Here is a 21,109-nt window from a genome sequence, read left to right on the forward strand (position 1 = left end):
AGCCTGATTCGCCTCAATAGCCCATAAGCGGAGATCATCATGGACTTCCTCACTGCACTCTGGCTCGGCACACCAGCCTGGACCTGGCTGGTGTTCCTGACGATCGTCGTGGTCCTGCTGGCATTCGACCTCGGCGTACTGAACAAGAAAGACCACGTCATCGGGGTCAAGGAAAGCCTCAAGCTCTCCGGCCTCTACCTGGCGGCCGGCCTGCTGTTCGGCCTGTGGGTCTGGCATGAAATGGGCAGCGAGAAGGGCCTGCATTTCTATACCGGCTTCCTGATCGAGAAGAGCCTGTCACTGGACAATATCTTCGTGATCTCGCTGATCTTCGCGACACTGGCGATCCCGCCGCTCTACCAGCACCGGGTACTGTTCTGGGGCATCATGGGCGTGATCGTCACGCGCGGCATCATGATCGGCGCCGGCACGGCCCTGGTGGAAAGCTATTACTGGACCCTGTACCTCTTCGGCGCCTTCCTGGTCTTCACCGGCATCAAGATGTTCTTCGTGGACACCAGCAGCGACGACATTCGCGAGAGCAAGGTACTGTCCTGGCTGAAGCGCCACCTGCGTGTCACGCCCGAACTGCACGGCAACCACTTCCTGGTGCGCCAGCCCAACCCGGCGGGCGGCAAGCCGCTGCTGTGGGCAACGCCGCTGTTCCTGGCGCTGTGCATGGTCGAGATCACCGACGTGGTGTTCGCGGTCGACAGCGTACCGGCGATCTTCGCGATCACCAGCGACCCGTTCATCGTCTACACCTCGAACATCTTCGCGGTGCTGGGCCTGCGCGCCCTGTACTTCGCGCTGGCGGCGATGGTGGCGCGCTTCCACTACCTGAAGTATTCGCTGGCGGCGGTGCTGGTGTTCATCGGCTCGAAGATCTTCCTGGGTGACTTCGTGTTCGGCGGCAAGGTGCCGGCTGCCCTGTCGCTGGCCGTGACCGGCCTGCTGATCCTGTCCGGCATCCTGTACTCGCTGTGGAAGACCCGGGGCGAGCCGCCGGCGGCAGCCGGTTGAGGCCCGGGCGGCGCTGCGCCCTTCAGCGCAGCGCCGCCTGCAACTGGCGCGCCATCCGCCCCACCAGTGCGCGCCACAGGTAGCCGCCCATGCGCAACGGCCGGCGCCGGTCGGCGCCGCGCCGCCCCATCCGCTGCGGCAGGAAGAAGCGCCCGAAGGTCGACAGACCGCTGCGGCGCAGGGTCCAGAAGCAGCCTCCCGCATACACGGTATCGAAACCGTCCTCGGCGCGCAGCAGCTGCAGCGCCGTTCCCGAGAACATGGCCACGTGCGCCGCGCTCGGCTGCCCTTCCTCGCGCGGTTTCAGGCGGAAGCCGCGCCGGTAGGACAGCTCCACGGTCTGGCGCAGGTCGGGCAGGTACACGACCAGGGGCTTGAGCAGCCGCAGGCGCTCGAACAGCGCCGGCAGCACATGCATCCCGGTCGTGGCCCGCTCGCGGTAGCGCGAAAAGGCGGCCTTCAGTTCGCCCAGCGACGCCTGGGGCGGGCGCGGCAGCGGCGGCGGGCGCCGGCGCCAGCATGCGGACCAGTGTTCCAGCGCCTGCGCGTGCGCGGACGCCAGCGTGCCCGGCGTATCGCGCTGCAGGTCGATGCTGGTACCCGGCGCCAGGAAGCGCAGCACCCCGCGCACGTGCTCCAGCCGCGACAGCTCGAGCGACTCGGACGGCGCGAGCCTGCCGCCGTTGAGCCACACATTGTCGGCGCGGGCGAAGCGCGCGAACGAGGCGATGGGCAGCACCAGCCTGGGCCGGAAGCACTCGACCTGCGCGGCCAGCCGTTCGACCGCCGCCCTGGCCGCCGCTTCGCGCTGCGCGAACTGCTCCGGGTTGCCGCACCAGCCCATGCTGCCGAATCCGCTCAGGAGCAGGTCGATGCGCGAGGTCGCCCGGCCGATGCGCGCGGCCGCGGCCTGGCAGGCGGCCGCGGTGGGCAATGCGCGGTCGCCCAGGTTGAGGATGCTGCGCCCGCCGCAGCCGATCAGGCAGGCGGTATCGCCGTCGCCGTTGGCCAGCGCGGTCAGGCGCAGGTCGCCGGCCAGCGCCACGGTGGCGCCGTCCGGGCACGGCGCCACCGGCAGCCGCTGGCGGCGCAGCTCGTCGACGATGCGAGTGTCGCGCCCGGGGCGGTAGAGGAAAGTGGCGATGCCGCGGAATTCGGTGCGGAAGCGGCGCAGGAAAGGCAGCGAGAAGTGGTCCGGCTGGGCGCGCGAGCACCATATATAAATGGGCACGCCGGCGGCGTTGAGGGTCTCGAGCAGGGACGCGTTGCTGGTCGAACCGTCGACCAGGCTCCAGGCGCCGTCCAGCACCGCGCCCTCGAGCCAGGGATCGGCCACCAGCAGCGCGCCATCGGTACGCAGCATGAAGCAGGCGTGGTTCAAAAAAGTCAATGTTGCGCGCGGCATTGCAGGCCCCTGGAAGTGGCAAAGAAGCTTCCGTAAAAGCCCAGCGTAGCCGCGCGCCATGCCGCAGGCATGATCCCCCACAATCGTGCGCCAGGGCGCCGGCGCGACAGGCGGCTATCCGGAAGCTTCGCCAAACCGCAGGAAAGCTCTACAATAGATTGATATAAAGAATCTTTTCCCCCGCCGAATCCATTCTTCGCATCTGCCTTCTGATCGGACCCTGCCGCCATGCCCCCGGAATCCTTCCTGTTCGCCCCGCCGGCCACCCTCAGCGCCACCCTGGTGGCCGCCCTGTTCGGGCTGCTCGTCGGCAGTTTCCTGAACGTGGTCATCCACCGGATTCCGAAGATGATGCAGCGCGAGTCCGACAACTACGTGGCGCAGGAAAGCGGCAAGGAATTGCCGCACACCGAACGCTACAACCTGATGGTCCCGCGCTCCGCCTGCCCGCACTGCGGGCACCAGATCACGGCCATGGAAAACATTCCGGTCATCAGCTGGCTGGCCCTGCGCGGCAAGTGCCGCAAGTGCAAGGCGCCGATCTCGCCGCGCTACCCGGCCGTCGAACTGCTCACCGGGGTGCTGGCGGGCGTGCTGGTCTGGACCTTCGGCAGCGGCCTGGCCGGCCTGGCGACGCTGCTGTTCCTGTTCCTGCTGGTGGCCATGACCTTCATCGACGTCGACACCCAGCTGCTGCCGGATGACCTGACCTATCCGCTGCTGTGGGCCGGCCTGCTGGTGAACCTGCACGGAACTTTCGTGCCGCTGCAGGACGCGGTGATCGGCGCCGCCGCCGGCTACCTGGTGCTGTGGTCGGTGTACTGGCTGTTCAAGCTGGTCACCGGTAAGGAAGGCATGGGCTACGGCGACTTCAAGCTGCTGGCGGCGCTCGGCGCCTGGCTCGGCTGGCAGATGCTGCCGGCCATCATCCTGCTGTCCTCGGTGGTGGGTGCGGTGGTGGGCATCAGCCTGATCGTGTTCGCCAAGCGCGGCCGCGACAAGCCGATTCCCTTCGGTCCCTACCTGGCGGCGGCCGGCCTGATCGCCCTGCTGTACGGCAGCAGCATCAGCGCATGGCTGCAGGCCGTGGTGGCCGGCTAAGCGGGCGCCCGATGGACGCGCCGTACCCGCTCGCCTTCTCGGTCGGACTCACCGGCGGCATCGGCTGCGGCAAGACGACCGTGGCCGACATGTTCGCCGCGCTCGGCGCCGCGGTCATCGACACCGACCAGATCGCCCACGCCCTCACCGCCCCGCACGGCGCGGCGATGCCGGCCCTGCTGGCCGAGTTCGGCCAGGACTTCGCCACCCCGGAAGGGGCGCTCGACCGCGCCAGGATGCGCGCCCTCGTGTTCAGCGACGACACGGCGCGCGCGCGCCTGGAAGCGATCCTGCATCCGCGCATCCGCGACGCCACCGCCGCCGCGGCGGCGATCGCCAGCGGCGACTACGTGATCTTCGTGGTGCCCCTCCTGATCGAATCGGGCAGCTGGCGCGCGCGCGTCACCCGCGTGCTGGCGATCGACTGCCCGGAAGAGATCCAGGTGGCGCGCGTGATGGCCAGGAGCGGCCTGGCGGAATCCCAGGTGCGCGCCATCATGGCCGCCCAGGTCACGCGCGAACAGCGCCGCGCGGCGGCCGACGACATCATCCTCAACGACGACGGACTCGACGCCCTGCGTCCCCAGGTCGAGGCGCTGCACGCCATGTATTTATCCCAAACCAAACTAATGCAAGATAAATTGAATTAGGTCAATGCAGGATTTGTAATTTTGCGCAGCATGGTTCAGAATCACGGGGTTGCTCGCCAGCCTACATTCAGAGGAATGTCATTTTGATCGTCTACGAATATCCTTTCAACGAGCGGATTCGCACGTTGTTGCGGCTGGAAGACCTGTACGACAAGTTCAAGTTCTTTGTGCACCAAGAGCACCCGATGCAACACCACGTGGCGCTCGCCACGATCTTCGACATGCTGGAAGTCGCCGGCCGCGCCGACCTCAAATCCGACCTGCTGCAGGAACTCGAGCGTCAGAAGCAGAGCCTGCTGACCTACCGCAGCAATCCCAACGTCGCCGTCGAGGCGCTCGACGCCGTGCTGGCCGAACTGGACGCCGTCGGCGGCGCCCTGGGAGCAAGCCAGGGCAAGACCGGACAGAACGTGCGCGACAACGAATGGCTGATGAGCATCCGCGGCCGCACCATCATTCCCGGCGGCGCCTGCGAGTTCGACCTGCCCTCCTACTACGCCTGGCAGCACCGCCCGGCCGAGCAGCGCCAGGCCGACATCATGGGCTGGTTCGCGCCGCTGGCGCCGCTGTTCGAGGCGCTGTCCCTGGTGCTGCGCCTGCTGCGCGATTCCGGCGGACCTTCCAAGACGATCGCCCTGGGGGGCAGCTACCAGCAGATGCTGCAAGGCAAGGTGTACCAGATGCTGCGCCTGACGATCGACGAAACGCTTGGCGCGATTCCCGAAATCTCGGCCAACAAGTATATGCTGTGGGTCCGCTTCACCACCCACGACGGCGACTGCAAGCCGAAGGCGCTGGAAGAAGACGTGCCCTTCAACCTGACCCTCTGTAACTTCTGATTGGTATTGAAATGACTGTTGTAGCCTGCCCGACCTGCGGCAAGAAGGTCGAATGGATCCCTGCGAACAAGTACCGCCCGTTCTGCTCGGAGCGCTGCAAGCAGATCGACCTGGGCGCCTGGGCCGAAGAAAAGTACACGATTCCGGGCGCGGCGCCGAACGACCCGCAAGACGACAAGCCGTCCGACGACTGACGCCGCCTTCGCCGCACGTCGTGGCCGCCAATGGCGGCGGCGACGAGCAGATGGTGCTCGCTTGGCTCAGGCTATGCCGGCGCAGCGTAGCGCACTTTATCCAGCCACTCCAGTAGCGGTATCGTCGCCGGCAGCAGCGGACTGACGCTGTACCCGCCCTGCCAGGCGAAGGCCTGGCCTTCCAGGCTTTGCGGCTCGCCCGCCCATTCTCGGCAGATGTAGAAGTACAGGCGCACGTGCGCGTGCTCGTACACGTGCTCGACACAGCACCAGGCTTCGCCGCCGAGCACCCGGATGCCCAGTTCCTCGACGAACTCGCGCTGCAGCGCGTGGAAGATGTCCTCGCCCGGCTCGACTTTCCCGCCCGGGAATTCCCAGTAGCCGGCATAGGGCTTGCCGTCCGGGCGCTGGCCCAGCAGCACGTCGCCGTTGGGGCGCATCAGGATGCCGACGGCGACGTCGACCGGTTTTTCTTTCACTGCTTCAGTCATTCGTTTCGCTGTCCGGCAGTTTGCCGGCATAGTCCTTCGCAAATTGCCACGCCACCCGGCCCGAGCGCGAGCCGCGCTGCAGCGCCCATTGCAGCGCCTCGGTGCGCGCCGCCTCGATCTGCCGCGGCGTGCAGCCGAAGCTGGCCAGCCAGTGCGCCACGATGTCGAGGTAGTCGTCCTGCCGGAACGGATAGAACGAGAGCCACAGGCCGAAGCGTTCCGACAACGAGATTTTTTCTTCGACGGTCTCGCCCGGATGCAGGTCGCCGTCCTCGCCATGGGTGTAGCCGGCGTTGTCCGACATCTTTTCCGGCATCAGGTGGCGCCGGTTGGAGGTCGCATAAATGAGCACGTTGTCCGAGGCCGCCGCGATGCTGCCGTCGAGCGCCACCTTGAGCGCCTTGTAGCCGGCCTCCCCTTCTTCGAAGGACAGGTCGTCGCAGAAGATCACGAAACGCTCGGGCCGGCCGGCGACCAGCTCGACGATGTCGGGCAGGTCGGCCAGGTCGGCCTTGTCCACTTCGATCAGGCGCAGGCCCTGGTCGGCGAAGCCGTTCAGGCAGGCCTTGATCAAGGACGACTTGCCGGTGCCGCGCGCGCCCGTCAGCAGCACGTTGTTGGCCGGACGGCGCAGCACGAACTGGCGGGTGTTGCGCTCGATCTGGCGTTTCTGCGCGTCGACGTGCTGCAGGTCGTCGAGCCGGATCGCCGCCGCATGCAGCACCGGCGCCAGGTATTTGCCGCCACCGCTGGCCCGCTTGCGCCAGCGGAAGGCGAAACTGCGCTTCCAGTCCGGCTCGCGCGGCACCGCCGGCGGCAGCACCGCTTCCACCCGCGCCAGCAGGGCTTCGGCGCGGTGCAGGAACTGTTCCAGAGGCGTCATCGGGAACGCCGTCAGGAACGGTAGTCGGCGTTGATCGAGACGTAGTCGTGCGACAGGTCGCAAGTCCAGACGGTGGCGGTGGCGTCGCCGCGGCCCAGGGTGACGCGCACGGTGATCTCGCTTTGCTTCATCACGCGCTGGCCGTCTTCTTCCTTGTAGTCCGGATGGCGGCCGCCGTTCTTGGCCACCCACACGTCGTCCAGGTAGAGGTCCAGCTTGGTGGTGTCCAGGTCGTCCACGCCGGCGTAGCCGATGGCGGCCAGGATGCGGCCCAGGTTCGGGTCCGAGGCGAAGAAGGCGGTCTTGACCAGCGGCGAATGCGCGATCGAGTAGGCGATCTTGCGGCATTCTTCCACGCTGGTTCCCTGCTCCACCGTGATGGTCATGAACTTGGTCGCGCCTTCGCCGTCGCGGATGATCTGCTGCGCCAGGTTGCGCGAGATGTCGGTAACGGCTTCCTTCAGCGCTTCGTATTCCGGACCGCTGGCGGCGTCGACATGCAGGCTGCCGGCGCCGGTGGCCACGATGATGAAGGAATCGTTGGTCGAGGTGTCGCCGTCGATCGTGATGCTGTTGAACGAGTGGTCGGCAGCATGCTTGACCAGCTCGTCGAGCACCGGCTGCGCCACCTTCGCGTCGATGGCGAGATAGCCGAGCATGGTCGCCATGTTCGGCTTGATCATGCCCGCGCCCTTGCTGATGCCGGTCATGGTGACGGTATGGCCGCCGATGGCGACGGTGCGCGAGGCCGCCTTCGGCTGGGTGTCGGTGGTCATGATCGCCTCGGCGGCGTTGAACCAGTTATCCGCCTTCAGGTTGCCGACGGCGGCCGGCAGGCCGGCGACGATCTTCTGGATCGGCAGCGGCTCGAGGATCACGCCGGTGGAGAACGGCAGCACCTGCTGCGCGTCGAGGCCCAGCAGTCTGGCGACCTCCTGGCAGGTGGCCTGCGCATTGGCCAGGCCCGGCTCGCCGGTGCCGGCGTTGGCGTTGCCGGTGTTGACCACCAGCGCGCGGATCGGCTTGCCGCCGGACTTCACGGCCGCGAGGTTGGCCTTGCTCACCTGGACCGGTGCGGCGCAGAAGCGGTTCCTGGTGAAGACGCCGGCCACGGTCGCGCCCTCGATCAGCTTCATCACCAGCAGGTCCTTGCGGTTGGGCTTCTTGATGCCGGCTTCGGCGAAGCCGATTTCAATGCCGTTGACGGGTTTCAGGTCGGCTGCGACTGGCAGGGGGGAATTGACGGCCATGGCGATCTCATGAAAGAAAAGATAGGTAATCCGATATTGTACTGCCAGCAGCGTCCGGGGCGAGCAGGCCTGTCCGGCGAGTGCTTCACGTCCCGCTTCACTTCCCGCTTCATGCCTCCTTTCACGCCCGGATCCATGCATGCAGCATGAAGCGATAACCCGTACTTACAGGCCCTTAATCCGCGCTTATGTACCGACTTTCGGTGGCACCTTGCGCACGATTCATTTCTTCCGAAATATTGTTCTAAATCAAACTCTTACGATTTGCCGATCCGGAGTATGCATATACTCGACAGGCGCGGAAACGTCCTGTTTTTTCGCCGTTCCGCGCGCCCGTCCGGCACACCGCCGGGGTCTGGTAAAAAACTATTCGACAACATCGGAGACAAGATGAAACCAAGCGTCAAGCTGCGGCTGCTGGCCGCGCTATGTGCAGCACTTGCGGGGGCCGCGGCATCGCCGTTGGCATTCGCCGACGGCAAACCGGCCGCGCTGAGCGTGGCGGCGAAACAGTACAAGCAGTTCTTCAGGGAAGCCTCGAACGAGTTCAACGTGCCGGTCGAACTGCTGCAGTCGATCGCCTATGCCGAGACCCGCTGGCACCCGCACGTCCCCAAGGGCAAGCTCAAGCGGAATGGCGAGCCCGAAGTGGAAGTCGAGTCGCACGAGGGCATGCCGATCAGCTACGGCATCATGGGCCTGCGCGACGACAATCACTTCGGCCATTCGCTGCGCGAGGGCGCGGCCCTGATCCGCGTCACGCCGGAACAGGCGGCATCCGACACCCGCAGCAACATCCGCGCCGCCGCCGCCCTGCTCGCGCACTACGGCGCCCGCAAGAACAAGGCCTTCCCGCTGGAAGACTGGGAAGCCGCGGTGGCGCGCTACAGCGGCATCCCGCAGCCCGAGATCGCCAGGATCTACAGCTACGAAGTCCTGACCGCGATCCGCCAGGGCCGCAGGAGCAGCATGTTCGAGATCGACCAGAAGCACGTCGAGATGGAGAAAGTCTACGGCAAGGAGCGGCTGCGCAAGCTGTCCGCACGCCGCATCACGGTGGAAACCGGCACGCCCGATCCGAAGATCTCGGCGCCCGATTTCGTCGACACGCCGCACAAATAATAACGAGCAGAATACGGAGACAATCTCATGAAAACCACAATGCGCTGCCTGCTCGCAGGCCTGTGCTTCGTCGCCTCGGCCCAGCCGGCGCTGGCCTCGACCGACTACCCGCCGGCCATCTGGAACCCGGCCGCCAGCTGCAACTACTCGAGCCGTACCGCCGCGGTCAGCCACGTGACCGTGCACACCACCCAGGGCTCCTACGCCGGCTCGATCTCCTGGTTCCAGAACTGCAGCGCCGGCGTCAGCGCCCACTACGTGATCCGCTCCTCGGACGGCCAGGTGACGCAGATGGTGCGCGAGGCCGACAAGGCCTGGCACGTCGGGAACTCGAACGGCTACACCATCGGCATCGAGCACGAGGGCTACATCGCCAACCCGTCGGCCTGGTACACCACCGCCATGTACAACGCCTCGGCGGCGCTGACGAAAGACATCCTGGCCTCGCGCAGCCTGGCGCAGAAGGTGTACGACGGCAGCAGCGGCTGGAACGCCGTGCCGGCCGACTCGCTGTACAACGTCAAGGGCCACGTCAACTACGCCAGCCAGAGCCACACCGACCCGGGCTCGGGCTGGGACTGGCCGCGTTACAAATCGCTGGTGGCCGGCAGCACGGCCGGCGGCGGCACCACCATGACCTGGCCGCTGGTCCAGTACGGGAACACCGGCGAGCGCGTGCGCACCATCCAGTACCTGCTGCAGCAATGGGGCTATACGCTCACCGTGAACGGCAGCTTCGACACCAGCACCCAGAACGCGGTGAAGAACTTCCAGTCCTCGCACGGCCTGGGCGCGGACGGCGTCGTCGGCAACGCCACCTGGCCGGCGCTGACCATCCTGACCCAGGAAGGCGACTCGGGCGCCAAGGTGCGCGCGGTGCAGAGCCAGCTCAACGAGAGCGGCGCGGGCATCGCGGTGGACGGCGCCTTCGGCCCGGCCACCGCCACCGCCGTGAAGAACTTCCAGGGCGCCAATGGGCTGAGCGCCGACGGCGTGGTGGGCGACAACACCTGGAACAAGATGGCCTGGTAAGGCTACGCCGGCCGGCTCAGGATGCCGCCAGCAGGAGGCGGTAGCCCACGCCGGTCTCGGTCAGCAGGTGGCGCGGCTGGGCCGGATTGTCTTCCAGCTTCTGGCGCAGGTGCCCCATGTAGATGCGCAGGTAATGGCCGTCCTCGGCATGGGACGGCCCCCACACGGCGCGCAGCAGCTGCGGGTTGGTGACGACCCGGCCGGCGTTCGCCACCATCACCGCCAGCAGGCGGAACTCGGTCGGCGTCAGGTGGACCGCCTCGCCTCCCTTGAGGACGCGGCGGTCCTTGACGTCGACCGTCACGCTGCCGAAACGCACCGGCTCGGCGGCGCCGGCGGCCGGATTGCGCTGGCGCCGCAGGGTGGCCCGCACCCGCGCCTGCAGTTCGCCGACGCTGAAGGGCTTGGTCAGGTAGTCGTCGGCGCCGGCGTCGAGGGCCGCGATCTTGTCCGCTTCGGCGGTGCGCGCCGAAAGCACGATCACCGGCACGCCGGACCAGGTGCGGATGTCGTCGATGAAGCCGATGCCGTCGCCGTCCGGCAAGCCGAGGTCCAGGATGACCAGGTCGGGCGCGCGGGTGCCGGCGTCGATCAGGCCGCGCCGCACCGTTTCCGACTCGTGCACGATCCACCCTTCCCCTTCCAGCGCGGCGCGCACGAAGCGACGGATCTGCGGCTCGTCCTCGACCAGCAGCGCGACAGGGGCGGGATTTTTCATGTAGGGTTCCTCGCTTGGGGTTCAAATTCGGCGGGCTCGGGCACCGACGGCGGCTCCCCCAGCGGCAGCGCAACGATGAATGCGGCGCCGCCCAGCCCCGACCTGGCGTAGCGGATGGTGCCGCCATGCGCTACGACGATGGCGCGGCAGATCGCCAGGCCCAGGCCGACCCCGCTGCGCGCGGATTCGCGCTCGCCGCGCGTGAATTTCTCGAACATCTCTTCCTCGCGCCCCGGCGCCACGCCGGGGCCATCGTCGGCCACCGTCAGCACGGCGCTGGCGCCGGCCACCTGCGCCGACACGTGGATGTGGGAGCCCGGCGGCGTGTATTTTGCGGCATTTTCCAGCAGATTGCTCAGGACCCGCTCCAGCAGCACGGCGTCGAAACGCACCAGCGGCAGCTCGGGCGGAATGTCGGTGGTGACGACGTGCCCCGCCAGCAGCGCTCCGCTGAGCCTCAACGCGGTGCCGACCGCCTCTTCCAGCGCCTGCCATTCGAGCTGCAGCTGGACCCTGCCGCTCTGCAGGCGCGCCATGTCCAGCAGGTTGGCCACCAGGGCGCTCATGCGCAGCGCTTCCCGGTGCAGGACTTCAGCCAGCTCGTGCTGGGCCGCGGGCAGCGGCGGGCGCGCGCGCATCAGGGTCTCGGACAGGCCGACCAGCAGGGTCAGGGGCGTGCGCAGGTCGTGCGACAGCGCCGCCAGCAGGGAATTGCGCAGCTGCTCGGTCTCCATGCTCACCAGTGCGCCCTGCGCGACCTCGATGTAGTGCACCCGTTCGAGTGCGATCGCGGCCAGGGCGCCGAAGGTGTCGAGCTGCGCGCGCTGTTCCGGGATCATGATCCAGCCTTCCTGCTCGGGCTCGATGGCGAGCACGCCGCGGGTGCGCATCGGCGCCACCAGTGGCAGGTAGAAGCACGGGCTGGCCGGCAGGGTGTCGGTGCCCAGGCCGGCGCTTTCCGCATGGTCGTAGGCCCATTGCGCCACGCCCAGGTCGACCTTGCCCGCATCCTCCGTTCCGGCCGGCGGCGCCAGCCGGTCTTCGGCGCCAGGGACCAGCATAACCGCCCTGGCGCGCAAGGTGCGCTGGATGAAATCGCGCGTAGTATCGAAGATCTGCTCGGTCTGCAGCGCGCCCGATAGTTCCCTGGCGAATTCGTACAATGCGCGCGAACGCCGCTCGCGGTGCGCCGCGACCCTGGCCTGGAAACGCAGGCCGGCGGTCAGGTGGCCCGTGATCAGGCCGACCGCCAGCATCACGCCGAAGGTCACCAGGTATTGCAGGTCGGAGACGACGAACGAGAAGCGCGGCGGCACGAAGAAGAAATCGAAGCACACCACGCCGACGCAGGTAGCCACCACCGAGGCGCCGCGGCCCAGGCGCACGGCGACCAGCACCACCACCAGCAGGAACAGCATGGCGATGTTCGCCAGGTCGAGGTAGGCCAGCAGCGGCGTGGCCAGCAGCGCCGTCGCCAGGCTCGCGCCCGCCGCCAGCGCCCAGGACAGCCAGGGCCGCCTGGCGCCGGCGTCCAGCCCCGGCGACGGCGGCGCCGCGGCCGGGTGTGCCGCTTCGCCGACCTCGACCAGGTCGATGTCCGGCGCCAGCGCCGCGATGCGCCGGCCGGGCGGCGTGCGCCACGGGCGCCGGCCGCTCCGTCCCAGCACCACTTTCGACAGGTTGTGCTCGCGCGCATACGCTACCAGCGGCGCGCCCGGCTCGGCGCCGGACAGGACCGCGGTGGCGGCGCCCAGGCCCTTGGCCAGCTTCAGGGTGCGCAGGACGGCTTCGCGCCGGTGTGCGGGCAGGCGCGCCAGCGCCGGCGTCTCCACGTAGACCGCATGCCAGTCCACGCCCAGCTGCCCGGCCAGGCGCGCGCTGCTGCGCACCACGTGTTCGCCGCCCGCCGCCGGGCCAACGCAGGCCAGCAGCGCGCCGCCGGTCTTCCAGACCGTGTCGATCGACTGTTCCACGCGGTAGGCCCGCACGTCGTCCTCGATCCTGTCGGCGGTGCGGCGCAGGGCCAGCTCGCGCAGCGCGATCAGGTTACCCTTGCGGAAGAAATTGCGGGCGGCGCGCTCGGCCTGCTGGGCCGCGTACACCTTGCCGCCCTTCAGGCGTGCGATCAGCTCGTCGGCCGGCAGGTCCACCAGCACCACTTCGTCGGCGGCGTCGAACACGGTATCGGGCACGGTTTCCGCGACCCGGATGCCGGTGATGCCCCCGACCACGTCGTTCAGGCTCTCGAGGTGCTGGACGTTCATGGTGGTGTAGACGTCGATGCCGGCGTCCAGCAATTCCTCGACGTCCTGCCAGCGCTTCGGATGGCGCGAGCCCGGCGCGTTCGAATGCGCCAGCTCGTCCACCAGGACCAGCTGCGGCCGGCGCGCCAGCGCCGCGTCGAGGTCGAACTCGGCGAGCGTCTTGCCGCGGTAGGCGATGCTGGCCGGCGCCAGCGCTTCCAGCCCGTCCAGCATGGCGAGGGTCTCGGCGCGTCCGTGGGTCTCGACCACGCCCACCAGCGGCGCGCGGCCTTCGGCCTGCAGCTTGTGCGCCGCCGCCAGCATGGCGCAGGTCTTGCCTACGCCCGCCGCGGCGCCGAAATAGATGCGCAGGCGGCCGCGCGTGTCCCAACGCTCCTGGCGCTGGACCTGCGCCAGCAACGCATCCGGATCGGGACGTCCGTCCCCGCTTGCCCACATCGAATCCATCTCCCCTCAGCGCGCCGGCCGGGGCTCGTTGTCGAGCGCCAGGTTCAGCGCCAGCACATTGACCCGGGCCTCGCCGAGGAAGCCCAAGTGTTGCGCGACAGTATGCCTCGAAATGAGTTCATCGACGCGCGCGCGCGCCAGTCCACGCTCCCTGGCGACGCGGCCGGCCTGGTAGCTGGCCGCCGCGACGCTGATCTCGGGATCGAGACCGCTGGCCGACGCGGTCACCAGGTCGACCGGCACCGGGGCCATGTTGCCGGGGTCCGCCGCCAGCAGGGTGTCGCGCCGGGTCTTGACGGTCTCGGCCAGCGCCGGGTTGAGCGCCCCCTGGTTGGAGCCGGAACTGCCGGCCGCGTTGCTGGCCATCGGCGCGGTGGCCGAGGGCCGGCCCCAGAAGTAACGGGGCGAAGTGAAGGACTGGCCGATCAGCGCGGAGCCGACCACCTTGTCCCTGTGCGTGACGAGGCTGCCCGCGGCCTGGTCCGGGAAGGCGACCCGGCCGATGCCGGTCACGGCCAGCGGATACAGGACCCCGACGGCCAGGGTGAGCGCGCCGAACAACACCAGGGCGGGACGCAGGATGGATTGCATGATGATTCCTTTTCAGACGAAACGTTCAGACCAGGGGGTCAGACCAGATGCAGGGCCGACAGGACCATGTCGATCAGCTTGATGCCGATGAAGGGCAGGACGATGCCGCCGACGCCGTACACCAGGATGTTCCTGCGCAGCAGGCTGGCCGCGCCGATCGCCCGGTAGCGCACGCCCTTCAGGGCCAGCGGGATCAGGACGATGATGATCAGGGCGTTGAAGATGACCGCCGACATGATCGCCGAATCCGGGCTGCTCAGCCGCATGACGTCGAGCGCGGCCAGCTGCGGATAGGTGCCGACGAAGGCCGCCGGGATGATGGCGAAGTACTTCGCGATGTCGTTGGCGATCGAGAAGGTGGTCAGCGCGCCGCGCGTCATCAGCATCTGCTTGCCGATCTCGACGATCTCGAGCAGCTTGGTCGGATTCGAGTCGAGGTCGACCATGTTGCCGGCCTCCTTGGCGGCCTGGGTGCCGGTGTTCATGGCCACCGCCACATCGGCCTGGGCCAGCGCCGGGGCATCGTTGGTGCCGTCGCCGGTCATGGCCACCAGCCGGCCTTGCGACTGGTAGTCGCGGATCAGCCTGAGCTTGTCCTCGGGCGTGGCTTCGGCCAGGAAGTCGTCCACGCCGGCCTCGGCGGCGATGGCCGCCGCCGTGAGCTTGTTGTCGCCGGTGATCATGACGGTCTTAATGCCTATCCGGCGCAGCTCGGCGAAACGCTCGCGGATGCCGCCCTTGACGATGTCCTTCAGCTCGACCACGCCCATCACGCGGCCGCCGTCGGCGACCACCAGCGGCGTGCTGCCGCGCCGCGCCGCCTCCTCGGCCAGGCGCGTCACCTCGGCCGGATACGTCTTGCCGAGCGCTTCCACGTGCCGGCGAATGGCGTCGGCCGCGCCCTTGCGCAGCTGGCGCAACTGGCCATCCGCGAGGTCGGCGCCGCTCATCCGGGTTTGCGCGCTGAACGGCACGAAGCTGGCGTGCAGGGCGCCCATCTCGCGTTCGCGGATGTTGAAGCGCTGCTTGGCCAGCACCACGATCGAGCGGCCTTCCGGGGTCTCGTCGGCCAGCGAGGCCAGTTGCGCCACGTCGGCCAGCTCGCGCTCGGCGACGCCGGGCGCCGGCAGGAAGGCGGCGGCCTGGCGGTTGCCGAGCGTGATGGTGCCGGTCTTGTCGAGCAGCAGGACGTCGACGTCGCCCGCCGCCTCGACCGCGCGGCCCGAGGTGGCGATCACGTTGGCGCCCATCATCCGGCTCATGCCGGCCACGCCGATCGCCGACAGCAGGGCTCCGATGGTGGTCGGGATCAGGCATACCAGCAGCGCGATCAGGACGGTGACGCTGACCGGGGTGCCGGTGCCGGCGGCGCGCACCCCGAACAGCGAGAACGGCAGCAGTGTGACCGTCACCACCAGGAACACGATGGTCAGCGCCACCAGCAGGATGGTCAGCGCGATCTCGTTCGGCGTCTTCTTGCGCTTGGCGCCCTCGACCATCGAGATCATCCGGTCGAGAAAGGTCTCGCCCGGATTGACGCTGACGCGCACCACCAGCCAGTCGGACAGCACGCGGGTACCGCCCGTGACGGCCGAGAAGTCGCCGCCCGATTCGCGGATCACCGGCGCCGATTCGCCCGTGATGGCGCTCTCGTCGACCGAGGCCACACCTTCCAGGACTTCGCCGTCGATCGGGATCACATCGCCGGCCTCGACCAGGATGGCGTCGCCCTTGCGCAGGTCGCCACCCGACACCGGCAGCCAGGTCGCGCCATGCTTGGGAGTCGCCAGTTTCTTGGCCATGACGGTCTGCTTCAGCCCGCGCAGCGAGGCGGCCTGGGCCTTGCTGCGTCCTTCCGCCAGCGCCTCGGCGAAGTTGGCGAACAGGACGGTGAACCACAGCCACACCGACACCGCCAGGATGAAGCCGCGGTCGCCGGCGGCCGGATCGCCCATGGCCATCAGCCACGCCAGCGTGGTCAGGATGCTGCCGACATAGACCACGAACATGACAGGGCTGCGGGCCTGGACGCGTGGATCGAGCTTGGCGAAGGCGTCGCGCAGCGCGGGCCATGCCAGGCTGGCGTCGAACAGGCTCAGCGGCGCGCGCCTTGCCGGGGCCGCGGCCAGCAGTTTGGTTTGAGACATCGTGAACTCCGAATCCATGTTTACTTGTTGTACAGCTCTAGATGTTCGACCACCGGCCCCAGGGCCAGGGCGGGAACGTAGTTCAGCACGCCGACCAGCAACACCACCCCCACCAGCAGGAACACGAAGATCGGGCCGTGGGTCGGCATGGTGCCGGCATTGGCCGACAGGCGCGGCTTGGCGGCCAGGGCGCCGGCGATCGCCAGCACCGGCACGATCACGCCGAAGCGCCCGAACCACATGGCGATGGCCAGCATCGTGTTGTAGAACGGCGTGTTGGCGGACAGTCCGGCGAAGGCGCTGCCGTTGTTGTTGGCGGCCGAGCTGAAGGCGTACAGGATTTCCGAGAAGCCGTGGGCGCCCGGGTTGGCGATCCCCGCCCGGCCGGCGTCGAACATGACCGCGATCGCGGTGCCGGCCAGCACCAGCACCGGGGTGACCAAGATGGCGATCGAGGTCAGTTTCATTTCGTGGCTCTGGATCTTCTTGCCCAGGTACTCGGGGGTGCGGCCGATCATCAGGCCGGCGATGAAGACGGCCAGGATCGCGAACAAGAGCATGCCGTACAGGCCCGCGCCGACGCCGCCGAACACCACTTCGCCCAGCTGCATCAGGAGCATCGGCACCGCGCCGCCCAGCGGCGAGAACGAATCGTGCATGGCGTTCACCGCGCCGCACGAGGCGGCCGTGGTGACGGCCGCGAACAGGGCCGAGGCGGCGATGCCGAAGCGGGTTTCCTTGCCCTCCATGTTGCCGCCGGCCTGGAGCGCGCTGGCGCCCTGGTCGATGCCGAGCGCGGCCAGCTGCGGATGCGCGGCCTGCTCGGCGCTCATCGCCACCAGGACGGCCGCCACGAAGATCAGGCTCATGGCCGCCAGCACGGCCACGCTCTGGCGCGCGTCGCCCACCATGCGGCCGAAGGCGGAGCACAGCCCGGCCGGGATCAGGAAGATCGACAGCATCTGCACGAAATTCGACAGCGGCGTCGGATTCTCGAACGGGTGCGCCGAATTCGCGTTGAAGAAGCCGCCGCCGTTGGTGCCGAGCAGCTTGATGGCCTCTTGCGAGGCGACCGGGCCCATGGCGATGGTCTGGGTCGCGGCCGTCTTTTCCTGCATCACCGGCTGGCCTGCGCCATCCACCAGCGGCTTGCCGTCGGCGCCGGTCGCCGGTACCGCGTAGCGGACCGGGTCGAGCAGTTGCACTTCCTGGTAGGGCGAGAAATTCTGGACCACGCCCTGCCCCATCAGAAACACCGAGAACAGCAGCGACAGCGGCAGCAGCACGTACAGGGTCGAACGCACCAGGTCGACCCAGAAGTTGCCGATGTTGCCGGCCGAGCGCGCCGTGAAGCCGCGGATCAGCGCATACACGACGGCAATGCCGGTGGCCGCCGAGAAGAAGTTCTGGCCGGCCAGGCCCAGCATCTGGGTCAGGTAGCTCATGGTCTGCTCGCCGCCATAGCCCTGCCAGTTGGTATTGCTCATGAAGCTGACGGCGGTGTTGAACGAGGAATCCGGGCCGACGTTGGCCAGGCCTTGCGGATTCAGGGGCAGCCAGGCTTGCAGGCGCTGCAGGCCGTAGACGAACAGGGCGCCGATAGCGTTGAACACCAACAGCGCGATGGCATAGGCCTTCCAGCCCATGGCGGCCTCAGGCTGCACGCCGCCGATCCGGTACAGCAGGCGTTCGACCGGCGCCAGCCAGTTCAGCCCGGGCACCGCGCCACCGTCGCCCACGCGCGCCAGCAACCTGCCGAGCGGCCAGGCCAGCAGAAACAACATTACAAGAAAGGCGCCGAGCAGCGCCAGCGAGTGCATGTTCATCACAGTTCCTCCGCATTCAGGAGGGCGCGCACCAGGTAGACCAGCAGCGCGGCGGCGGCGCACGCGCCGACGATCAGGATTTCCATTATTTTTCTCCCAGCTTGGCGCAGCCTTGCGCAAGCGCCCAGGTCAGCGCGATAAACAGCACCAGGCCTCCGATATAAACCGTGTCCATCTCATCCTTTCGCTCTCAGTTCAACGACAGTTCCAGGCTGAAAGGCTATCCCTTGCAGCCTAAAAACCGTGTAAAGACTGAAAGCGCTTATGTAAACAACGTATAAAAATCGCTCAGAAGGGCTTGCTGACGCTCAGCACCCAGGCCGACTTGCCCAGGAACTTGCCGTTCGCCGGCGAAGCGTAGGCGCTCTTGCCGGCATTCGTGGCGACGTAAGCCAGCGCGCCGGTGACGAGACCGAAGTCGCGGGTCAGGCCCACTTTCCAGTCGGTATAGCTGGCGGCGGCGTTGTGGGCGACGCGCTGGCGGCCGGCATGCAGGTTCAGCACGGCGCCTTGTCCGAGCACGAGGTTCGCGCCCAGGTCCAGGTAGTCGCTGTGCTTGCTGTCCACGAAGCCGAACAGGTTGGTCAGGGAGTGCGAGTACTTCAGCGACGCCGGTCCGTAAGACAGCTGGCCGTACACCTCGGTGGTGTTGGCGCTGGCGAAGCCCGGCACGTGGCGCAGCCCGTTGGAAGGATAGACATAGGTCAGCACGCCGGCGTCGTAGCCGACGCCGGGCGCCAGTTCGCCGCGCTTGCCGGCAAAGATGTCGAGCTCGACCGAGGCGCCGCCGCCGGCGTCGCCGGTCCACTTGATGGTGGACGCCCAGGCGCCGGCATAGAAGCCCGAGGCGCCATGCACCAGGTCGGCACCGCCCTGCAGCGCCGGCTGCAGGCGGGTCTGGGAAATGCCGCGGTAGCGGTAGTCGCTGGTGAGGGCGGCGTTGAAGCTCGGCTCCGTCGCCGCCTTCGCCTCGTCGGCGCGGGCGTGGCCGACGCCGATGATGGACAACAGGGCTGTAGCGAGCATGGTGGTTTTCATGGTTGGTCTTTCCTGTTACGTGGTGAAATACGGCGTCTTCGATGAGGACGCCTTATGAGACGGCCCGCGCCCTGCCGCGGCGCGGACCGCGGGTGGTTCAGTGCAAATAGATCTCGCGGTAGAGCGCCTGCAAGCCTGCCGCGAGCTCGGGATCGCAGGTTTCGGCATCGGCCACGCAACGGCCCGGCCCATATTCGCGGCTGCCGGGATCGAGCAGGATGGTCGATGCCAGCGAGGCCGACATCACATGCGCGACATAGCTGCGCACCGATGCCAGTTCGAGGTCGGTGGGGGCGGCGCCGCCGGTGACCAGGACGAACAGCACCTTCAGTCCCGGGTTGATCATGCGGGCGAAATTCAGACGTGCGATCAGGGCGTACTGCGACTCCAGGCTGGCTTGTCCGGACTGGATCGGGACCACGGCCAGGCGCGCCGCGCCCAGCGCCGAGCGCGCCTCCGGGGTGTCGCGCTCGCCGGTATGGATCACGAGGTCGGTGCAGGTCCCCGACAGGCTATCGATTTCCTCCGGCAGGGCCTGCCGCCCGAGCTTGCGGACCGGTACCGACGGCCCCTGACCGGCGTAGCCGCGCTGGCAACCCCAGCCATACACGCGGGAATGCGGATCGGCGTTGATGATGCAGATGCTGCGCCCGCTGCGCGCGCGCAGCACGGCGAGGCTGGCCGCCAGCTGCAGGCGCAGCGCGGGATCCTGGGCGCTCATGATGGCGACGATCATGCGCGCTCTCCCGCCACGCGGCCGGCGCTTGGGCGGGCCTGCGGCAGCTCGCTGGCGATCCGCTCGCACAACAGCGCAGCGACCGGCCGGCGCACGCACATCCAGACCGACATCGCGGCGCTGCCGGCGCACACGGCGACGCGGACGAATTCCAGCGCGTCGCCACAGACACGCAGGGCGAGCCGGCGCAAGGCGGCGGCGGTGTCGGCATCGGCCGTCATGCGAATGGTGCACAAGGGGGCGCTCCGGGCTACGTGCTTGGCGCGCGCCCCGGCAGCGGTAGTGGCAGATGCTTTCATCGTGGCTCCTGTCTTCATGCGATGCGAAGATCGACAGGAAAGAGCGTATCAAGCCAACCGTAAAGAATTTCTAAAAGGTAGGGGCCGCGATGTAAACAAGGCGTAAATGCGTGCGGCGCCGACGCGGCCGGACGATCGTTGACGATCCATTGACGTCGCGTGCCCGTTTTTTGAAAGGATATTTACGCGCGGGCCGGTGCGATTGGCGAATGCGCACGAGAACCGTATCCCCGGATCCGTCGCCGAACGCCGCCGGGCGCCATCCTGGTATCCGACTTTGTCGCGTTTCGATCTGCACGAGCCGACCGTCGAGGATGCGCAGGGGGCGCACCAGCGGCCCAAGATCGAAGGGTACGGGGCCACCCCGTTCGTGGTGACGGTCGGGCACGGCAAGTCGGCCGGCTGCTCCCCGCATGCAGCCTCCCTGCTTGTCGAAGCATCACGATAAGCGCAACGGCGCGGCTTCAGCGTGGAATGGACAAAGCCAGCGTTTCCTTCAGCTCTTCCATCACCACGTAGCTCTTGGACTGGCCGGCGTCGGCCACGTGCAGGATCTCGCCCAGCAGGCGGCGGTATTCGCTCATCTCGGGAATCCGGGCCTTGATCAGGTAATCGAAGTCGCCGGAGACGAGGTGGCACTCCATCACCTCGGGAATGCCCAGCATCGCCCGGCGGAAGCGGTCGAAGGCCTTTTCGGACTTCTGGTGCAGGGTGATCTCGACGAACACCAGGATCTGCAGGCCCATTGCCTGCGGATTCACGCGTGCATGGTAGCCGGTGATGATGCCGTCGCGCTCCATGCGCTTGACCCGTTCGATGCAGGGCGTGAGCGACAGGCCGACCTGCTCGGCCAGGTCTTTCATGACGATGCGCGCATCGTCCTGCAGGATCGACAGGATGTGCAGGTCGATCTTGTCGAGGACGCGGTGGGAATTCTTCTGGACGCGCATGAAATTTCACTGAAAACGGGTGTATTAACAGAAACCATTATTCCATCTTCAGCGGTATCATGGCAATCTTTTCTAAATCCGGCTTCATTTCCCTTTCATTTCA

Annotated in this window: 20 protein-coding genes; 7 read left to right on the top strand and 13 right to left on the bottom strand. The window is 67.5% G+C overall.

What is annotated here, in order from left to right:
• The first annotated feature begins 39 nt into the window (after nt 1–39).
• Nucleotides 40–1,023 carry a TerC family protein gene (locus AB3347_RS12030; protein ID WP_369092042.1) on the top strand — a complete coding sequence of 328 codons (984 nt, stop codon included), beginning with the start codon at nt 40–42 and terminating at the stop codon, nt 1,021–1,023.
• A 22-nt stretch (nt 1,024–1,045) separates the two neighbouring features.
• Here AB3347_RS12030 and AB3347_RS12035 read toward each other — a convergent pair whose 3' ends face one another.
• A complete protein-coding gene (locus AB3347_RS12035) occupies nt 1,046–2,386 on the bottom strand; it encodes a hypothetical protein (protein ID WP_369092043.1) in 1,341 nt (446 codons plus the stop codon).
• Between the two features lie 270 nt (nt 2,387–2,656).
• Between AB3347_RS12035 and AB3347_RS12040 the strand changes: the two genes are divergently transcribed.
• The 4 genes from AB3347_RS12040 (at nt 2,657) to yacG (ending at nt 5,212) form a co-directional block, all read left to right on the top strand.
• The gene (locus tag AB3347_RS12040; protein WP_369092044.1) at nt 2,657–3,529 is read left to right on the top strand and encodes an A24 family peptidase; all 873 of its coding nucleotides are present in this window, start codon (nt 2,657–2,659) and stop codon (nt 3,527–3,529) included.
• Between the two features lie 11 nt (nt 3,530–3,540).
• On the top strand, nt 3,541–4,179 hold the full coding sequence (gene coaE, locus AB3347_RS12045) for a dephospho-CoA kinase (RefSeq protein ID WP_369092045.1): 639 nt from the start codon (nt 3,541–3,543) through the stop codon (nt 4,177–4,179).
• An 83-nt stretch (nt 4,180–4,262) separates the two neighbouring features.
• On the top strand, nt 4,263–5,018 hold the full coding sequence (gene zapD, locus AB3347_RS12050; protein ID WP_369092046.1) for a cell division protein ZapD: 756 nt from the start codon (nt 4,263–4,265) through the stop codon (nt 5,016–5,018).
• 11 nt (nt 5,019–5,029) lie between these two features.
• Nucleotides 5,030–5,212, top strand: a complete 183-nt coding sequence (gene yacG, locus AB3347_RS12055; RefSeq protein ID WP_369092047.1) for a DNA gyrase inhibitor YacG — start codon at nt 5,030–5,032, stop codon at nt 5,210–5,212.
• Between the two features lie 71 nt (nt 5,213–5,283).
• On the opposite strand, the gene AB3347_RS12060 is transcribed toward yacG, so the two are convergent.
• The 3 genes from AB3347_RS12060 to argJ are packed head-to-tail and all read right to left on the bottom strand — an operon-like array spanning nt 5,284 to nt 7,836.
• A complete protein-coding gene (locus AB3347_RS12060; protein WP_369092048.1) occupies nt 5,284–5,703 on the bottom strand; it encodes an NUDIX domain-containing protein in 420 nt (139 codons plus the stop codon).
• On the bottom strand, nt 5,696–6,586 hold the full coding sequence (locus AB3347_RS12065) for an ATP-binding protein (RefSeq protein WP_369092049.1): 891 nt from the start codon (nt 6,584–6,586) through the stop codon (nt 5,696–5,698). Before AB3347_RS12065 ends, AB3347_RS12060 begins: the two co-directional genes overlap by 8 nt.
• 11 nt (nt 6,587–6,597) lie before the next feature.
• Complete coding sequence (argJ, locus tag AB3347_RS12070) at nt 6,598–7,836, bottom strand: bifunctional glutamate N-acetyltransferase/amino-acid acetyltransferase ArgJ (RefSeq protein WP_369092050.1); 1,239 nt, start codon at nt 7,834–7,836, stop codon at nt 6,598–6,600.
• A 390-nt stretch (nt 7,837–8,226) separates the two neighbouring features.
• On the opposite strand from argJ, the gene AB3347_RS12075 reads away from it, so the two are divergent.
• Nucleotides 8,227–8,958, top strand: a complete 732-nt coding sequence (locus AB3347_RS12075) for a transglycosylase SLT domain-containing protein (protein ID WP_369092051.1) — start codon at nt 8,227–8,229, stop codon at nt 8,956–8,958.
• Nucleotides 8,959–8,985: 27 nt separating this feature from the next.
• Nucleotides 8,986–9,990, top strand: coding sequence for a peptidoglycan-binding protein (locus AB3347_RS12080; RefSeq protein ID WP_369092052.1), 1,005 nt, complete (start codon nt 8,986–8,988; stop codon nt 9,988–9,990).
• Nucleotides 9,991–10,006: 16 nt separating this feature from the next.
• On the opposite strand, the gene kdpE is transcribed toward AB3347_RS12080, so the two are convergent.
• From kdpE to AB3347_RS12125, 9 genes are all read right to left on the bottom strand, one after another.
• Nucleotides 10,007–10,708: a two-component system response regulator KdpE gene (gene kdpE, locus AB3347_RS12085; protein WP_369092053.1), complete on the bottom strand. Its 702-nt coding sequence runs from the start codon at nt 10,706–10,708 to the stop codon at nt 10,007–10,009.
• The gene (locus AB3347_RS12090; protein WP_369092054.1) at nt 10,705–13,419 is read right to left on the bottom strand and encodes a DUF4118 domain-containing protein; all 2,715 of its coding nucleotides are present in this window, start codon (nt 13,417–13,419) and stop codon (nt 10,705–10,707) included. The genes kdpE and AB3347_RS12090 overlap by 4 nt, the downstream gene beginning before the upstream one ends.
• 6 nt (nt 13,420–13,425) lie before the next feature.
• On the bottom strand, nt 13,426–14,010 hold the full coding sequence (kdpC, locus tag AB3347_RS12095) for a potassium-transporting ATPase subunit KdpC (RefSeq protein ID WP_369092055.1): 585 nt from the start codon (nt 14,008–14,010) through the stop codon (nt 13,426–13,428).
• A 38-nt stretch (nt 14,011–14,048) separates the two neighbouring features.
• On the bottom strand, nt 14,049–16,157 hold the full coding sequence (kdpB, locus tag AB3347_RS12100; protein ID WP_369092056.1) for a potassium-transporting ATPase subunit KdpB: 2,109 nt from the start codon (nt 16,155–16,157) through the stop codon (nt 14,049–14,051).
• A 20-nt stretch (nt 16,158–16,177) separates the two neighbouring features.
• Entirely contained in the window at nt 16,178–17,983 is a 1,806-nt protein-coding gene (gene kdpA, locus AB3347_RS12105; protein WP_369092057.1) for a potassium-transporting ATPase subunit KdpA, read from the bottom strand.
• Nucleotides 17,984–18,271: 288 nt separating this feature from the next.
• Nucleotides 18,272–19,021 carry a TorF family putative porin gene (locus AB3347_RS12110; RefSeq protein WP_369092058.1) on the bottom strand — a complete coding sequence of 250 codons (750 nt, stop codon included), beginning with the start codon at nt 19,019–19,021 and terminating at the stop codon, nt 18,272–18,274.
• A 97-nt stretch (nt 19,022–19,118) separates the two neighbouring features.
• On the bottom strand, nt 19,119–19,757 hold the full coding sequence (locus AB3347_RS12115; protein ID WP_369092059.1) for a hypothetical protein: 639 nt from the start codon (nt 19,755–19,757) through the stop codon (nt 19,119–19,121).
• Nucleotides 19,754–20,056 (bottom strand): hypothetical protein, encoded by a 303-nt coding sequence (locus AB3347_RS12120; RefSeq protein ID WP_369092060.1) that lies wholly within the window; start codon nt 20,054–20,056, stop codon nt 19,754–19,756. Before AB3347_RS12120 ends, AB3347_RS12115 begins: the two co-directional genes overlap by 4 nt.
• Before the next feature lie 464 nt (nt 20,057–20,520).
• A complete protein-coding gene (locus AB3347_RS12125; RefSeq protein ID WP_369092061.1) occupies nt 20,521–21,006 on the bottom strand; it encodes an Lrp/AsnC ligand binding domain-containing protein in 486 nt (161 codons plus the stop codon).
• Nucleotides 21,007–21,109 lie beyond the last annotated feature (103 nt).

The sequence above is a fragment of the Massilia sp. X63 genome (genome assembly GCF_041023745.1).
Taxonomy (GTDB): domain Bacteria; phylum Pseudomonadota; class Gammaproteobacteria; order Burkholderiales; family Burkholderiaceae_D; genus Telluria.

Bases quoted from the DNA above. Each gene is read 5' to 3' on its own strand.
- AB3347_RS12035 (WP_369092043.1), bottom strand. From the start codon at position 2,386: ATGCTGCGTACCGATGGCGCGCTGCTGGTGGCCGATCCCTGGCTCGAG.
- argJ (WP_369092050.1), bottom strand. From the start codon at position 7,836: ATGGCCGTCAATTCCCCCCTGCCAGTCGCAGCCGACCTGAAACCCGTC.
- AB3347_RS12120 (WP_369092060.1), bottom strand. From the start codon at position 20,056: ATGAAAGCATCTGCCACTACCGCTGCCGGGGCGCGCGCCAAGCACGTA.
- kdpC (WP_369092055.1), bottom strand. From the start codon at position 14,010: ATGCAATCCATCCTGCGTCCCGCCCTGGTGTTGTTCGGCGCGCTCACC.
- kdpA (WP_369092057.1), bottom strand. From the start codon at position 17,983: ATGAACATGCACTCGCTGGCGCTGCTCGGCGCCTTTCTTGTAATGTTG.
- AB3347_RS12060 (WP_369092048.1), bottom strand. From the start codon at position 5,703: ATGACTGAAGCAGTGAAAGAAAAACCGGTCGACGTCGCCGTCGGCATC.
- kdpE (WP_369092053.1), bottom strand. From the start codon at position 10,708: ATGAAAAATCCCGCCCCTGTCGCGCTGCTGGTCGAGGACGAGCCGCAG.
- AB3347_RS12090 (WP_369092054.1), bottom strand. From the start codon at position 13,419: ATGGATTCGATGTGGGCAAGCGGGGACGGACGTCCCGATCCGGATGCG.
- AB3347_RS12125 (WP_369092061.1), bottom strand. From the start codon at position 21,006: ATGCGCGTCCAGAAGAATTCCCACCGCGTCCTCGACAAGATCGACCTG.
- coaE (WP_369092045.1), top strand. From the start codon at position 3,541: ATGGACGCGCCGTACCCGCTCGCCTTCTCGGTCGGACTCACCGGCGGC.
- AB3347_RS12115 (WP_369092059.1), bottom strand. From the start codon at position 19,757: ATGATCGTCGCCATCATGAGCGCCCAGGATCCCGCGCTGCGCCTGCAG.
- kdpB (WP_369092056.1), bottom strand. From the start codon at position 16,157: ATGTCTCAAACCAAACTGCTGGCCGCGGCCCCGGCAAGGCGCGCGCCG.
- AB3347_RS12065 (WP_369092049.1), bottom strand. From the start codon at position 6,586: ATGACGCCTCTGGAACAGTTCCTGCACCGCGCCGAAGCCCTGCTGGCG.
- AB3347_RS12030 (WP_369092042.1), top strand. From the start codon at position 40: ATGGACTTCCTCACTGCACTCTGGCTCGGCACACCAGCCTGGACCTGG.
- AB3347_RS12075 (WP_369092051.1), top strand. From the start codon at position 8,227: ATGAAACCAAGCGTCAAGCTGCGGCTGCTGGCCGCGCTATGTGCAGCA.
- AB3347_RS12110 (WP_369092058.1), bottom strand. From the start codon at position 19,021: ATGAAAACCACCATGCTCGCTACAGCCCTGTTGTCCATCATCGGCGTC.
- yacG (WP_369092047.1), top strand. From the start codon at position 5,030: ATGACTGTTGTAGCCTGCCCGACCTGCGGCAAGAAGGTCGAATGGATC.
- AB3347_RS12040 (WP_369092044.1), top strand. From the start codon at position 2,657: ATGCCCCCGGAATCCTTCCTGTTCGCCCCGCCGGCCACCCTCAGCGCC.
- AB3347_RS12080 (WP_369092052.1), top strand. From the start codon at position 8,986: ATGAAAACCACAATGCGCTGCCTGCTCGCAGGCCTGTGCTTCGTCGCC.